The sequence below is a fragment of the Klebsiella quasivariicola genome (assembly GCF_002269255.1).
Lineage (GTDB): Bacteria > Pseudomonadota > Gammaproteobacteria > Enterobacterales > Enterobacteriaceae > Klebsiella > Klebsiella quasivariicola.
On record NZ_CP022823.1, the window covers coordinates 2,981,874 to 2,997,308 of the forward strand.

Here is a 15,435-nt window from a genome sequence, read left to right on the forward strand (position 1 = left end):
CACTCCGTAAAATCCCGCGCCTTAGCGCAATCCTCCATTTTTATGCGATTTCGCAAAATAAATATTCTGGAACAGCCGTTTTCACCTCGGGAATGCAATGGAAAAGAAACTGGGCCTGAGCGCCCTGACCGCCCTGGTCCTTAGCTCAATGCTCGGCGCTGGCGTATTCAGTTTGCCGCAAAATATGGCTGCCGTGGCCAGCCCCTCCGCTCTGCTCATCGGCTGGGCGATCACTGGCGTCGGGATCCTGTTTCTCGCTTTCGCCATGCTGCTGTTGACCCGTATTCGCCCCGACCTTGACGGCGGGATCTTCACCTACGCTCGCGAAGGGTTCGGCGAGCTGATCGGCTTCTGTTCCGCCTGGGGATACTGGCTGTGCGCGGTGGTCGCCAACGTCTCCTATCTGGTCATCGTCTTTTCGGCGCTCAGTTTTTTCACCGATACCCCTGAGCTGCGGCTGTTTGGCGATGGTAATACCTGGCAGTCCATCGTCGGCGCGTCGGGTCTGCTGTGGGTCGTCCACTTTCTGGTCCTGCGCGGCGTCCAGACGGCGGCGGGCATTAACCTGGTGGCCACCCTCGCTAAACTCCTGCCGCTGGGCGCGTTTATCGCGCTTGCCGCGCTGGCCTTCCAGCTGGATACGTTCCGCCTCGATTTCAGCGGCCTGGCGCTGGGCGTACCGGTGTGGGAGCAGGTGAAAAATACCATGCTGATCACCCTGTGGGTGTTTATCGGCGTGGAGGGGGCGGTGGTGGTGTCCGCCCGCGCGCGGCACAAGCGCGACGTTGGCCGTGCGACCTTGCTGGCGGTGCTGTCCGCCCTCGCGGTTTACCTGCTGGTCACCCTGCTGTCGCTGGGCGTCGTGCCGCGCAGCGAACTGGCTGAAATGCGTAACCCGTCGATGGCGGGACTGATGGTCAGGCTGATGGGGTCGTGGGGGGAGATCGTGATTGCCGCCGGGCTTATCGTCTCGGTGTGCGGCGCCTATCTGAGCTGGACGATTATGGCCGCGGAAGTGCCTTTCCTCGCCGCTACGCACAAAGCCTTCCCGCGACTGTTTGCCCGTCAGAATAGCAACAACGCCCCGTCCGCCTCATTGTGGCTGACCAATATCAGCGTTCAGCTGTCGCTGGTGCTCATCTGGCTGACCGGGTCAGACTACGGCACCCTGCTGACTATTGCCTCAGAGATGATCCTCGTCCCCTATCTGCTGGTCGGCGCCTTTTTGCTGAAAATCGCCACACGCCTACTGCACAAAGCAGTGGCTATCGGTGCCTGCATTTATGGCTTATGGTTATTATACGCGTCGGGACCTGTGCATTTGCTGTTGTCGGTGGTACTTTACGCTCCGGGTCTTCTGGTCTTTTTGTACGCCCGACGTACGCACCAGCACGATCGTTCGCTCAAACGCCGCGAAGTGGCGCTAATTGGTTTATTGCTGGTTGCCGCTGTGCCGGCAACGTGGATGCTGGTGGGGTAAGCGGTCGCCCTGCCGCAGAATGCATAGGAGATACCCATGGCTGAACAACAGCCCCGCCCGATTCTGATCACCGGAGCAGGCCGCCGCATCGGCCTCGCTCTGGCACACCATTTTCTGCAGCAGCACCAGCCCGTCATCGTCAGCTATCGCACGCCCTATCCGGCGATTGACGGCCTGCGCGAAGCGGGCGCCCTCTGTCTGCAGGCCGATTTCAGCAGCGATGACGGCATACTCACCTTCGCCGAAGCGGTCAAATCGCATACCAGCGGCCTGCGCGCCATCATCCATAACGCCAGCGACTGGATGGCGGAAAAGCCGGGCGTCCCGCTGAGCACCGTCATCAACCGCATGATGCAGATCCACGTCCACGCTCCCTATCTGCTCAACCACGCGCTGGAGGCGTTGCTGCGCGGCCACGGTCATGCCGCCAGCGACATTATCCATATCACCGATTATGTGGTAGAGCGCGGCAGCGACAAACATATCGCCTACGCCGCCAGCAAAGCCGCACTGGATAACATGACCCGCTCCTTCGCCCGCAAGCTGGCGCCAGAGGTTAAGGTCAACGCCATTGCACCGTCGCTGATTATGTTTAATGAGGGTGACGACGAGGCGTATCGTCAGCAGGCGCTGGATAAATCGCTGATGAAAATCGCCCCAGGTGAAAATGAGATTAGTGAACTTATCGACTACCTGTTGAGCAGTCGCTACGTTACCGGCCGCTCATTCGCCGTCGACGGCGGCCGCCCGCTGCGTTAGTGGAAGCGGCTCCAGCCAAGGATTAACAGCCAGGCGCACAGCCCCCAGCATCCCACCGCGCCTGCCAGCGCCAACGGCAGGCGCATGATCCCGGTGAAATACCACAGTGACAGCAGATAGATAAAATAGGGAATAATCGACCACATACCGAACACGATGGTCGCGCGCAAGGCTTCAATCCCCCGTTCGCTGGCGACGATATAGTGGGCGATCAGCGCAAAGGTGGGAAACAGCGGGATCAGGCCGGCGATAGCGTAGTTTTTGGTTTTCGCCAGCACGCCAATCAGCACCACCACCAGCGCACCCAGCAGCGCTTTGATTAACAGCCCCATATCCTTATGCCTTAACAGTGAATCAATAAGTTAGCGCAGCATAGCGGATTTAGCGCTGTTTATAAAAGAGTAATGGCGGGTAAAATAAGCGCGGTGTATGTTACTTCTTTTACTGATGTGCGATAGACATGAATAAAATCGTTTTTGTTGAGGATGACCCTGAGGTAGGCGCGTTGATCGCCGCTTATCTCGGCAAGCACGATATGGATGTGGTGGTCGAGCCTCGCGGCGACCGCGCAGAGGAGGTGATCGCCCGGGAAAAACCGGACCTCGTGCTGCTGGACATTATGCTACCCGGCAAAGACGGGATGACGCTCTGCCGCGATCTGCGCGGGCAATGGCAAGGGCCCATTGTCCTGCTGACCTCACTCGACAGCGACATGAACCATATTCTCTCCCTCGAGATGGGCGCCAGCGATTATATCCTGAAAACCACACCGCCAGCGGTGCTTCTCGCGCGACTGCGTCTGCATTTACGCCAGCATATCGCTCCGGCGGGCGCCGGCGCCGGTACCCCGGCAACGCTCACGCCGCACAAAACCATCTCCTTTGGTTCGCTGACCATTGACCCGGTCAACCGCCAGGTGCTGCTCGGCGGAGAAAGCGTCGCATTGTCGACGGCCGATTTCGATCTGCTGTGGGAGCTGGCCACCCACGCCGGGCAAATTATGGACCGCGACGCGCTGCTGAAAAATTTACGCGGCGTCACCTACGACGGGATGGATCGCAGCGTTGACGTGGCTATCTCCCGCCTGCGCAAAAAACTGCTCGACAACGCCACGGAGCCCTATCGTATTAAGACCGTTCGCAACAAAGGCTACCTGTTCGCCCCACACGCCTGGGACAACTAAGCTTCTCCCGCGGCCCTGCGAGGGGCCCGTTTTATGGAGCACTCCCCGACAGTAACCACCTCAACTTTTACTGCTTAGGGCAACTGCGCGGGTTTCCCTCTGCGCGCCCGCTGCCCGCTGCGAATTAGTCATATTGCGTAAATCAATAGATTTAGCCGTACAGTTCCCCATCACATAAGCCTTCAATATGATTGTGCTCAAGGACTTACTGTTATCAGAGTGGCATAAAGCCTGAAAACACAGGACTTTTGCATGATGAAATACGTTGTACTTTTGGCACTCTCACTCTTCACTTCACTCTCTGGTTGGGCTTTTTCCCTCGACAACGCCGATATTCGACTCCTCTGTCCACAGCGCGGGCAAATCGAGGTGATCCTCCACCGCTATGAACATACCCAGCAATCCTGGGGACAGCATCACTTTGAAACGGGAGGCGGCCACGTTCGCCAGGGACCGCTGCTGGTGATCCCGTTTGCCAACCTCGATCAGATGATTTACCACCAGACCACCGGCGAATTTGCTTACTGGTATGCCAAAACGGAAAAGCTGGTGCGCTGTCGTCTGCTGAGTCTGACGACCCTCTATCCGGTCGATATCCCCTACTATCGCGAGTAGCGCATCCATCGACGTACTGAATACGTTAGGCACACTACTGGCCTGATATCGACGTAAACTCACGATGAGTGACACTGTCACATATTAAACGACAGTGCGCTCCCGGCTAGCTATTGTCAGGGGGCATAAACCCTGCTTTGATAGCGTATCGGTTATTCCCGCGCGGGTCTCGGCTCGCCCAGATAAACCCATGACGTTTCCGCCCCGCCGGGCAGATGGTCCCGGGGCACCAGACAGGTCCTCATTTGAATACGCGGTAATGTAATGAAAAAGCTGTTCGTGCAGTTCTATCTTCTGCTCTTCGTCTGCTTTCTGGTGATGACCATGCTGGTCGGCCTGGTCTATAAATTTACCGCGGAGCGCGCCGGACGGCAGTCGCTTGACGATCTGATGAAAAGCTCGCTGTATCTGATGCGCAGCGAGCTGCGGGAAATTCCGCCGCGCGACTGGAGCAAAACCCTTAAAGAGCTGGACCTGAATTTGTCGTTCGATCTGCACATCGAGCCAATGAGCAAATTTAAGCTCTCGGAGAGTTCCCTGCAGCACCTGCGCGCCGGCGATATTGTCGCCCTCGACGATCAGTACACCTTTATTCAGCGCATTCCCCGCAGCCATTATGTGCTGTCGGTGGGCCCGGTGCCCTATCTCTATTTTCTGCATGAAATGCGCCTGCTGGACGTGGCGCTGATGGCGTTTATCGCCATCTCGCTGGCCTTTCCGGTGTTTATCTGGATGCGTCCGCACTGGCAGGACATGTTGCGCATTGAGACCGCTGCTCAGCGCTTTGGCGAAGGCCACCTCACGGAGCGCATTCACTTCGACAGTATGTCCAGCTTCGAACGTCTCGGGGTGGCCTTCAACCAGATGGCCGATAACATCAATGCACTTATTGCCAGCAAAAAGCAGCTGATTGACGGTATCGCCCATGAGCTGAGAACGCCGCTGGTGCGACTGCGCTATCGTCTGGAGATGAGCGAAAACCTCACCGAAGCGGAATCGCAGGCGCTGAATCGCGATATCGGTCAGCTGGAAGCGCTGATTGAAGAACTCCTGACCTACGCCCGCCTTGACCGCCCGCAGACGGAGCTCAGCCTGACCACCCCCGATTTTCCCGCCTGGATCAGTGACCATGTCGAGGATATTCAGATGGTCAACCCACAGCGCGAGGTCGCTCTGGCGACGCTGACCCAGGGTAACTACGGCGCGCTGGATATGCGGCTGATGGAGCGGGTACTGGATAATCTGGTGAATAACGCCCTGCGCTACAGTTCCCAGCAGGTGGCGGTCAGCCTGACCCTGCAAGGTTCACGCGCGTCGTTGCAGGTTGATGATGACGGTCCGGGAATCGCCCCCGAGGAGCGCGAGCGGGTGTTTGAGCCCTTTGTCCGGCTTGATCCCAGCAGGGACCGGGCGACCGGTGGATGCGGCCTCGGCCTGGCGATTGTCCACAGTATCGCCCAGGCAATGGGCGGCGACGTGCGCTGCGAGGCCAGCCCTCTCGGCGGCGCCCGCTTCTGCTTTAGCTGGCCGGTCTATCATCAGCTGCCTGATTTTACCTCTGCCTGAAGAAAACTTGCGCAGAAGCCGCGCGCTAGGTATGCTGCAAAAATCCAATAGTATGTTGTAACTAAGGTAATGATCATGGCCAGCTACGACCTCGTTGAACGTCTGAATGATACCTTTCGCCAGATCGAGCTGGAGCTGCAGGCGTTCCGGCAGGCGTTAAGTGACTGTCGGCTGCTGGCGGGCCGGGTATTTGAACTGCCGGCGGTCAGTAAGGATGCCGAGCACGATCCGCTGGCCACCATTCCGGTGGTACAGCACATCGGCAAGGCGGCCCTGGCGCTCGCGCTACGCCACTACAGCCATCTGTTTATCCAGCAGCAGTCGGAAACCCGCAGCAGCAAGGCCGCCGTTCGCCTGCCGGGCGCTATCTGCCTGCAGGTCACCGCTGCGGAGCAACAGGATCTGCTGGCGCGCATTCAGCATATCAATGCCCTAAAGGCCACCTTCGAGAAAATCGTCACCGTCGACTCCGGCCTGCCCTCCACTGCCCGTTTTGAATGGGTGCATCGCCACCTGCCGGGCTTAATTACCCTTAGCGCCTATCGCACGCTGACGCCCCTTGTCGACCCCAGCACCATCCGCTTCGGCTGGGCCAATAAGCACGTGATTAAAAACCTGACCCGCGATCAGGTGTTGATGATGCTGGAGAAAAGCCTGCAATCGCCGCGGGCGGTACCGCCGTGGACCCGTGAACAGTGGCAGAGCAAGCTTGAAAGGGAGTATCAGGACATCGCCGCCCTGCCGCAGAGGGCGCGGCTGAAGATCAAACGGCCGGTGAAAGTGCAGCCGATCGCCCGCGTCTGGTACGCCAGCGAGCAGAAACAGATACAGTACGCCTGCCCCAGCCCGCTGATTGCCCTGATTTCCGGCAGCCAGGGGGTGAGCGTGCCGGATATTGGCGAGCTGCTGAACTACGATGCCGACAATGTGCAGTATCGCTACAAACCGGAGGCGCAGTCGCTGAGATTACTGATCCCGCGCCTGCACCTCTGGCTGGCTAGCGAGTAGCCAGACTGCCGACCATCTCCTCCGGGCGCACCCAGCTGTCGAATTCGGCTTCCGTCAGGTAGCCCAGCGCCAGCGCCGAGGCCTTCAGGGTCAGCCCCTCGTGGTGGGCTTTTTTAGCAATTTCTGCCGCTTTATCGTAGCCGATATGGGTATTCAGCGCAGTGACCAGCATCAGCGACTCATTGAGCAACTGGCTGATCCGCTCGCGATTCGGCTCGATACCCACCGCACAGTGCTCGTTAAAGCTCGCCATGCCGTCCGCCAGCAGCCGCACCGACTGCAGGAAATTATGAATGACCATCGGGCGATAGACGTTAAGCTCAAAGTTGCCGGAAGCACCGCCGATATTCACCGCCACGTCGTTGCCCAGCACCTGACAGCAGACCATGGTCAACGCTTCGCACTGGGTTGGATTGACCTTACCCGGCATGATGGAGGAACCCGGTTCGTTTTCCGGGATGGCGATTTCGCCAATACCGCAGCGCGGGCCGGAGGCCAGCCAGCGGACATCGTTAGCGATTTTCATCAGCGACGCCGCCAGGCCTTTCAGCGCACCGTGGGCATGGACCAGGGCATCGACAGTGGCCAGCGCCTCAAACTTATTCGGCGCGGTGACAAATGGCTGTCCGCTGAGCGACGCCAGCTCGGCCGCCACCCGTACGGCGTATTCCGGATGGGTATTCAGGCCGGTTCCTACCGCCGTCCCGCCCAGCGCCAGCTCGGCAAGATGCGGCTGACTGGCTTCAATGTGCTTCAGGCTATGGTCCAGCATCGCCACCCAGCCGGAGATCTCCTGGCCTAAGGTGAGCGGCGTGGCGTCCTGCAGATGGGTGCGGCCGATCTTGACGATATCCCTGAAGGCCACCGCTTTGTCGTTGAGCGTCGCCCGCAGCCCCTGCAGCGATGGGATCAGTTTTTCCCGCAGGGCAATCAGCGCCGCAACGTGCATGGCGGTCGGGAACACATCATTTGAGCTCTGGCTTTTATTCACATCGTCATTGGGATGAATTTTTCGCCCCATCCCCCGCTCACCGCCAAGCAGTTCACTGGCGCGGTTAGCCAGCACCTCGTTCATGTTCATATTGCTTTGGGTGCCGGAGCCGGTCTGCCAGATAGCCAGCGGAAACTCCTGCGCGTGCTTTCCGGCGAGGACTTCGTCAGCGGCGGCGACGATCGCCCCGGCTTTCTCCGCCGTCAACAGCCCGAGATCCTGGTTAACCTTCGCCGCCGCCCGTTTGGTCAGCGCCAGGGCGTATATCAGCTCCCCGGGCATTTTTTCGCTTGAGATGCGGAAATGCTCCAGCGAGCGCTGGGTCTGGGCGCCCCAGAGTTTATCCGCCGGGACGTCGATGGCGCCCATCGAATCTTTTTCACTGCGATGCGTTGTCATTACTTTCTCCTTGGATGGAATGTGCGTCATAGCGACAAAGCTCACCTGCTCAAAAGATTAAGTATTGGCCAGATTAATAAGTTGTTTTAGTGGTTCGTGCCGCTAAGCGGCATAAAAAAGCCGCCGCGGAGGGCGGCCCGGACCGCTGACAAAATGCAATCGTCGGGATTGCCCGGCGGCGCTGCGCTTGCACGGGCCTACAGAGAAGAGCGTAACTATTTGATATTGCTGTTTTTCGTAGACCGGGTAAGGCGAAAGCCGTCACCCGGCAGAAAGGCGATCACAATGACGAAAACCGGTTTGTCATCGGCCAGAGCCGCCCCGGAGGGCGGCGTGGGTTACTTCACGCAGCGCGAGCACTGCGAGGTCTGGATCTGCTGGAAGAAGTCGTTGCCTTTGTCATCGACGAGGATAAACGCCGGGAAATCTTCCACTTCGATTTTCCAGATAGCCTCCATCCCCAGCTCCGGATAGGCCACACATTCCAGGCTGCGGATGCTCTGCTGAGCCAGCACCGCCGCCGGGCCGCCGATGCTGCCGAGGTAGAAGCCGCCGTGTTTGTGGCAGGCGTCGGTCACCTGCTGGCTGCGGTTACCCTTCGCCAGCATGATTTTGCTCGCGCCGTGCGACTGCAGCAGGTCGACGTAAGAATCCATGCGGCCTGCGGTGGTCGGTCCCAGAGAGCCGGAGGCGTAACCGTCCGGCGTCTTGGCCGGCCCCGCGTAGTAGATCGGATGGTCTTTGACGTACTGGGGCAGCGCTTCGCCATTATCGATAAGCTCTTTCAGCTTGGCGTGGGCGATATCGCGGGCGACGATGATAGTGCCGCTCAGCGACAGGCGGGTGGACACCGGATACTGCGACAGCAGCGCCAGGATCTCGCTCATCGGCTGGTTAAGGTTCACCTTCACCGCTTCGCCTTCCCCGGCCTGACGCAGATGCTCAGGGATATATTTCCCCGGGTTGCTCTCCAGCTTCTCGATCCAGATGCCGTCGCGGTTGATTTTGGCTTTGATGTTGCGGTCGGCGGAACAGGAAACCCCCATCCCTACCGGGCAGGACGCGCCGTGACGCGGCAGACGGATCACGCGGATATCGTGGGCGAAGTATTTCCCGCCGAACTGCGCGCCGAGGCCAAGGTTTTGCGCCTCCAGCAGCAGCTCCTGCTCCAGCTGCACATCGCGGAACGCCTGACCATGTTCGTTACCTTCCGTCGGCAGGCCGTCGTAGTATTTAGTGGACGCCAGCTTGACGGTCTTCAGCGTCGCTTCCGCCGAGGTGCCACCGATCACAAAGGCGATATGGTACGGCGGACAGGCGGCAGTCCCGAGGGTGCGCATCTTCTCGACGAGGTAGTTTTTCAGCTTCGCCGGGGTGATCAGCGCTTTGGTTTCCTGGTACAGATAGGTTTTGTTCGCCGAGCCGCCGCCCTTGGCGATGCAGAGGAATTTATACTCATCGCCATCGGTAGCATAGAGGTCGATCTGCGCTGGCAGGTTGGTGCCGGTGTTGACCTCTTTATACATATCCAGCGGCGCGTTCTGCGAGTAGCGCAGGTTGTCCTGGATATAGGTGTTGTACACCCCCTGCGCCAGCGCGGCCTCATCGCCCCCGCCGGTCCATACGCGCTGGCCTTTTTTACCCATGATGATGGCAGTGCCGGTATCCTGGCAGGTGGGCAGAATGCCTTTGGCGGCGATATCAGAGTTGCGCAGGAACTGCAGCGCGACGTATTTGTCGTTTTCGCTGGCTTCCGGGTCGTTAAGGATATCCGCCACCTGCTGCTGATGCGCCGGGCGAAGCATAAAGGAGGCGTCGTGGAAGGCATGCTGCGCCAGAAGGGTCAGCGCCTGAGGGTCAACTTTTAGCACTTCCTGGCCGGCGAATTCGGCGACGGAGACGTAATCACTGCTGAGGAGATAATACTCGGTGTCATCCTTTTTGAGGGGAAAAGGATCCTGGTAAACAAACGGTTTATTCGACATTGTACTCTCACTTACTGCTTTGGCTGATTATGTTTCAGGCAGGGACTCCATGTGCCTGTAGAAAAGCGAGTCGATCAATCTTACACAATTTTTTAACAAAAACTGAGACAGGGACGACTTTTTCTTTCAGCAGTTGCTTCTCCACGGTTTGCTGGTTTAATAGGGCGATAATTTACTTTGATTGATACAGGGAATGAGAATGCAAAAGCTGATCAACGCCGTACAGAACTACGCCTGGGGAAGTCACACCGCCTTAACCGAGCTGTATGGCATCGCCAACCCGGACAACCTGCCAATGGCCGAGCTGTGGATGGGGGCGCATCCGAAAAGCAGCTCGCAGATCCTGGCGGCCGACGGCCAGCCGCGTTCGCTGCGCGAGGTGATTGACGCGGATAAAGCCGCCCTGCTCGGCGACAAGGTAGCACAACGCTTCGGCGAGCTGCCGTTCCTGTTTAAAGTCCTGTGCGCCGCTCAACCGCTTTCCATTCAGGTTCATCCCAACAAGCAGGCGTCCGAAGAAGGTTTCGCCCGCGAGAACGCCGCCGGCATCCCGCTCTCCGCCGCCGAGCGCAACTACAAAGATCCGAACCACAAGCCGGAGCTGGTCTTCGCCCTGACGCCGTTCCTGGCGATGAACGCCTTCCGCGAGTTCAGCGAGATTGTCAGCCTGCTGCAGCCGGTAGCCGCCGCGCACCCGGCCATCGGCGCGTTCCTGCAGCAGCCGGACGCGACGCACCTGAGCCAGCTGTTTGCCAGCCTGTTGAATATGCAGGGTGCGGAAAAGGCCCAGGCGCTGCAGGTGCTGCGCGAGGTACTGGCCCGTGAACAGGGCGAACCGTGGCAGACTATCCGCCTGATCGCGGAATTCTATCCGGACGACAGCGGCCTTTTCTCCCCGCTACTGCTGAACGTGGTGAAGCTGAACCCAGGCGAAGCGATGTTCCTGTTTGCTGAAACGCCGCACGCCTATCTGCAGGGGGTGGCGCTGGAGGTGATGGCCAACTCAGATAACGTACTGCGCGCTGGCCTGACGCCGAAATACATTGATATCCCTGAGCTGGTCGCTAACGTCAAGTTCGAAGCCAAACCGGCGGCTGAGCTGCTGACCCAGCCGCAGCGCCACGGCGCGGAGCTGGACTTCCCGATCCCGGTGGAAGATTTTGCCTTCTCGCTGCACGACCTCTCCGCCGAGGCCAGCGATCTGGCCCAGGCGAGCGCGGCGATCGTGTTCTGTGTTGACGGCGAAGCCGTGCTGCACAAAGGTGAACAGAGCCTGACCCTCAAGCCGGGCGAGTCAGCTTTCGTGGCCGCCAGTGAATCACCGGTGCAGGTCACCGGCCACGGTCGCGTGGCGCGCGTATTCAATAAGCTCCAGTAAGTGGCTGACCTTTCAGGTCGCGCTTACTGATCGTGACAACTCAGCCAGGCGGTCTCTCCGCCTGGCTTCATTTATGGACAAATGCTATGAAAAAATCGCTGGTCGCAGCAGGAATCATCGTGGCGCTGGGCGTGGTATGGACAGGCGGCGCCTGGTTCACCGGCAAACAACTGGAAGGCCGGATCGCCGATATGGTGCAGCAGGCCAACGCCCAGCTGCGCAGCAGCGCGCCGGAGTCAGGTCTGGAGCTGAGCTATCAGAATTACCAGCGCGGGCTGTTCAGCAGCCACCTGCAGCTGGTGGTGAAGCCAGTCGCCGGTCAGGCTAACGGCTGGCTGGCCGCCGGGCAGAGCGTGGTGCTGGACGAAGTGGTCGATCACGGCCCCTTCCCGCTGGCCTCGTTAAAAGCCTTCAATCTGGCCCCGGCGATGGCGTCGGTCCACACCACACTGGTGAAAAACGACGCCAGCCAGGCGCTGTTCGAGATAGCCAAAGGCAGCTCCCCCTTTACCGTCGATACGCGCATTGCCTACAGCGGCGACAGCCAGTCGGCTATCATCCTCAATGCCCTCGACTACGCCAAAGGGGATGAAAAAGTCACCTTCAGCGGCGGTCAGTTCCAGCTCGAGGCCGACCGCGACGGTAAAAACATCAGCCTGAAGGGCCAGGCCGGTAGCGGTCAGATCGATGCCCTCAACGAATATAACCAGAAGGTACAGCTGCGCTTCGTCAACCTGACCACCGACGGCGCCACCGAGCTGGCCAGCTTCAACGAACGCATCGGCCAGCAAAAAATGACCCTCGATAAACTGGCCATCAGCGTCGAAGGCAAAGAGCTGGCGCTGATCGACGGCATGGCGCTGGACGGCGGCTCCACGCTGACCCAGGACGGCAAAGGCGTGAACAGCCAGGTGAACTACACCGTCAACAGCCTCAAGCTGCAGGGGCAGGATATGGGCAGCGGCAAACTGACGCTAAAAGTGGATAATGTCGATGGTCAGGCGTGGCACCAGTTTAGTCAGCAGTACAGCGCGCAGTCTCAGGCGCTGCTGGCGAAACCGGAGCTGGCGCAGAATCCGGAGCTGTACCAGCAGGCGTTAACCGAAACCCTGTTCAATGCGCTGCCGATCCTGCTTAAAGGCAACCCGTCGGTGACTATCTCTCCGCTGAGCTGGCGCAACGCCAAAGGCGAAAGCACGCTGAATCTGTCGGTTCTGCTGAAGGACCCGGCCCAGGTGACCACCCCGCCGCAGACCCTGGCGGACAGCCTGGATCGCGTGGTGCAGTCTCTTGACGGCAAGGTGGTGATCCCGGTGGATATGGCGACGGAGTTTATGACGAAAATCGCCGGTCTGGAAGGTTATCAACCGGCCGATGCCGCCAAACTCGCCGAACAGCAGGTCAAAGGCCTGGCAGCGATGGGCCAGATGTTCCGCATCACCACCATGGAAGATAACGCCATCAGCAGCAGTCTGCAGTACGCGAACGGCCAGGTGACGCTGAACGGACAGAAAATGCCGCTGCAGGATTTTGCCGCGATGTTTGGTCTGGAAGCGCCTTCGCTGCCGGACAGCGCGCCGCAGGAGGGCCAGCCGCAGCAGGATGACGCCGCTCCTCAGCAGGACGACGCGGCCCCGCAGCCGTAACTTATCGGTTCAGGAGACGGCCATCGCGCGCCGTCTCCGTCATTTTCGCGTCACCAGCCGCGGGGGCATTATCTGGTTTCGCGCCTCGCCGGTCCCCTCTTCCAGCCGCCGCAGCATTGAATCGGCCAGCGTTTTCCCCATCTCGCGCGCCGGGGTGGTCACCCAGGTGAGCGGCAGGTCATCAAGCGCCGCCTCCGGCACATCGGCAAATGCCGCCAGCGCCACCCGCTGTTCAAAGTAACTCTCGACGCCATCCTCCCCGCTCTGCCTTCCAGCCCTTAGCAGACCGAACCATGCGCCGGTCGCCACCACGTTGTTGTAACACAGCACCGCAGTGATGGTCGGATTCTGGCGCAACAGCCCCGCCATCGCCTCCGCCGCCTGCTTCTGGCTGGACTCGCACTCCAGCACCCATTCGCTGTGAAACGGCAGACCGTATTTCAGCAACGTGGCGCAATAGCCGCCGACCCGCTCGGCGCGCGTCAGCGACGAGCTCTGCCCGCCAAGCCAGGCAATCCGCTGATGGCCGCGGCGGATCAGATGCTCGGTCACCAGCTGTGCCGCCTGCATGTTGTCCGGGCGGATCAGGTCGACATCATCAAGGTAGCTGGCGCGGGAAGCGAACACCAGCGGCACCCCCGCCTCCGCCGCCCGCTCGCGCAGCTCGCTCCCGCGGTCGATCGCCCCGGCGATAATCACCCCGTCGACACCCTGCGCCGCGAGGGTATCAAACCGCTGGGCCATCTTCTCGCCGCTGCGTCCTCCCTGGGTGAGAAATACCATTTTCCCCTGCCTCTCCAGCGCATCGGTGAGGCCGGCGGTTAATTCAGCGTAAAACGGTTTTGACAGGTCGCTGACGATAAGGCCAATCACCCCGCTTTGCCCACCGCGCAGCGAGGCCGCCTGACGGTTGCGCACAAATCCCAGCTGTTCGATAGCCTGATTAACCCGCTCGCCGGTGGCGCTGGAGATACGCCCTTTACCGCTCAGTACCAGTGAAACGGTACTCACGGAGACGCCGGCAGCCAGCGCCACATCATTGATGGTGATCTTTTTTGCGATTGCCATAACCTGCTGGCTGACTCCCTTGCCTGTCGATAAATCGTTTTATCATTGTGCGATCTTTATAAACGTTATTATCGCTTGAATATGTGATTTTTATCGCACTAAAAAGTGGTAAAACGTTTTATCTTGCCGTGGCGTTAGTTCTTCCCGACCACTTATGAATCAGGAACCGTGCTATGACGGCGAAAACAGCACCAAAAATCACCTTATGGGAATTTTTCCAGCAGCTGGGAAAAACCTTCATGCTGCCCGTGGCGTTGCTCTCGTTTTGCGGGATCATGCTGGGGATCGGCAGCTCGTTAAGCAGCCACGATGTACTGACGCTGCTGCCATGGCTGGATATGCCGCTGCTGCAGGCGATCTTTATCTGGATGAGCAAAGTCGGCTCCTTCGCCTTCAGCTTCCTGCCGGTCATGTTCTGTATCGCCATCCCGCTGGGTCTGGCGCGGGAGAACAAAGGCGTCGCCGCCTTCGCCGGCTTCGTTGGCTATGCGGTCATGAATCTGGCGGTCAATTTCTGGCTGACGGCGAAAGGCATTCTGCCCACCACTGACGCCGCGATCCTGAAGGCTAACAATATCCAGAACATCATCGGCATTCCGTCGATCGATACCGGGATCCTCGGGGCGGTTATCGCCGGGATCATCGTCTGGCTGCTGCATGAACGCTTCCATAACATTCGCCTGCCGGATGCCCTGGCTTTCTTCGGCGGCACTCGCTTCGTGCCGATCGTCACCACCGTGGTGCTGGGGCTGGTCGGGCTGGCGATCCCGCTGGTATGGCCAGTCTTCGCCATGGGGATCAACGCCCTCGGGAAGATGATCAACAGCGCCGGGGATTTTGGCCCGATGATCTTCGGCACCGGCGAGCGCCTGCTGTTGCCGTTTGGCCTGCACCACATCCTGGTGGCGCTGATCCGCTTCACTGAAGCCGGCGGTACCCTCGACGTCTGCGGCCACAGCGTCAGCGGCGCGCTGACCATCTTCCAGGCGCAGCTGAGCTGCCCGACTACCCACGGCTTCGCCGAAAGCGCCACCCGCTTCCTGTCGCAGGGTAAAATGCCGGCCTTCCTCGGCGGCCTGCCGGGCGCCGCGCTGGCGATGTACCACTGCGCCCGTCCGGAAAACCGGCATAAAATTAAAGGCCTGCTGATCTCCGGGGTCATCGCCTGCGTGGTCGGCGGCACCACCGAGCCGCTGGAATTCCTGTTCCTGTTCGTGGCGCCGGTGCTGTACGTCATCCACGCGCTGCTGACCGGTCTCGGCTTTACCATCATGGCGGTGCTCGGAGTGACCATCGGCAACACTAAAGTAAAATACACCTCATTAAGAATTGAGGCGTAAAAACAGCTATACCTGTC

12 protein-coding genes and 1 pseudogene are annotated in these 15,435 nt (G+C 59.5%); 9 read left to right on the forward strand and 4 right to left on the reverse strand.

Translation table 11 applies throughout. The features are described from left to right. Positions 1-97 precede the first annotated feature (97 nt). A complete protein-coding gene (locus B8P98_RS14905) occupies positions 98-1,480 on the forward strand; it encodes an amino acid permease (RefSeq protein WP_025713060.1) in 1,383 nt (460 codons plus the stop codon). 36 nt (positions 1,481-1,516) lie between these two features. Next, the gene (gene folM / locus B8P98_RS14910) at positions 1,517-2,239 is read left to right on the forward strand and encodes a dihydromonapterin reductase (RefSeq protein ID WP_080897434.1); all 723 of its coding nucleotides are present in this window, start codon (positions 1,517-1,519) and stop codon (positions 2,237-2,239) included. On the opposite strand, the gene B8P98_RS14915 is transcribed toward folM, so the two are convergent. Next, positions 2,236-2,571: a GlpM family protein gene (locus B8P98_RS14915; protein ID WP_025713058.1), complete on the reverse strand. Its 336-nt coding sequence runs from the start codon at positions 2,569-2,571 to the stop codon at positions 2,236-2,238. The two genes, folM and B8P98_RS14915, sit on opposite strands and share 4 nt — an antisense overlap. A 128-nt stretch (positions 2,572-2,699) precedes the next feature. On the opposite strand from B8P98_RS14915, the gene rstA reads away from it, so the two are divergent. The 4 genes from rstA (at position 2,700) to tus (ending at position 6,611) form a co-directional block, all read left to right on the forward strand. Beyond that, the gene (rstA, locus tag B8P98_RS14920) at positions 2,700-3,422 is read left to right on the forward strand and encodes a two-component system response regulator RstA (protein ID WP_080897435.1); all 723 of its coding nucleotides are present in this window, start codon (positions 2,700-2,702) and stop codon (positions 3,420-3,422) included. Between the two features lie 252 nt (positions 3,423-3,674). Then, positions 3,675-4,037: a hypothetical protein gene (locus B8P98_RS14925; protein ID WP_080897436.1), complete on the forward strand. Its 363-nt coding sequence runs from the start codon at positions 3,675-3,677 to the stop codon at positions 4,035-4,037. Positions 4,038-4,301: 264 nt separating this feature from the next. Continuing rightward, positions 4,302-5,603 (forward strand): two-component system sensor histidine kinase RstB, encoded by a 1,302-nt coding sequence (gene rstB, locus B8P98_RS14930; protein ID WP_025713055.1) that lies wholly within the window; start codon positions 4,302-4,304, stop codon positions 5,601-5,603. A 75-nt stretch (positions 5,604-5,678) separates the two neighbouring features. Next, entirely contained in the window at positions 5,679-6,611 is a 933-nt protein-coding gene (gene tus / locus B8P98_RS14935; protein ID WP_095033164.1) for a DNA replication terminus site-binding protein, read from the forward strand. Here tus and fumC read toward each other — a convergent pair. Together fumC and fumA are read right to left on the reverse strand one after the other, a co-directional pair. Beyond that, positions 6,601-8,001, reverse strand: a complete 1,401-nt coding sequence (fumC, locus tag B8P98_RS14940) for a class II fumarate hydratase (RefSeq protein ID WP_080897437.1) — start codon at positions 7,999-8,001, stop codon at positions 6,601-6,603. The genes tus and fumC overlap by 11 nt on opposite strands. A 338-nt stretch (positions 8,002-8,339) precedes the next feature. Beyond that, positions 8,340-9,986 (reverse strand): class I fumarate hydratase FumA, encoded by a 1,647-nt coding sequence (fumA, locus tag B8P98_RS14945; RefSeq protein ID WP_025713052.1) that lies wholly within the window; start codon positions 9,984-9,986, stop codon positions 8,340-8,342. 199 nt (positions 9,987-10,185) lie between these two features. Between fumA and manA the strand changes: the two genes are divergently transcribed. Continuing rightward, complete coding sequence (gene manA / locus B8P98_RS14950) at positions 10,186-11,364, forward strand: mannose-6-phosphate isomerase (RefSeq protein ID WP_025713051.1); 1,179 nt, start codon at positions 10,186-10,188, stop codon at positions 11,362-11,364. Positions 11,365-11,450: 86 nt separating this feature from the next. Continuing rightward, complete coding sequence (locus tag B8P98_RS14955) at positions 11,451-13,010, forward strand: YdgA family protein (RefSeq protein ID WP_087805575.1); 1,560 nt, start codon at positions 11,451-11,453, stop codon at positions 13,008-13,010. A 39-nt stretch (positions 13,011-13,049) separates the two neighbouring features. Here B8P98_RS14955 and B8P98_RS14960 read toward each other — a convergent pair whose 3' ends face one another. After that, complete coding sequence (locus B8P98_RS14960; RefSeq protein WP_025713049.1) at positions 13,050-14,078, reverse strand: Mal regulon transcriptional regulator MalI; 1,029 nt, start codon at positions 14,076-14,078, stop codon at positions 13,050-13,052. 173 nt (positions 14,079-14,251) lie between these two features. Between B8P98_RS14960 and malX the strand changes: the two are divergent. After that, positions 14,252-15,382: pseudogene (malX, locus tag B8P98_RS14965) on the forward strand (PTS maltose transporter subunit IICB); the annotation flags it as partial. Between the last annotated feature and the right edge of the window lie 53 nt (positions 15,383-15,435).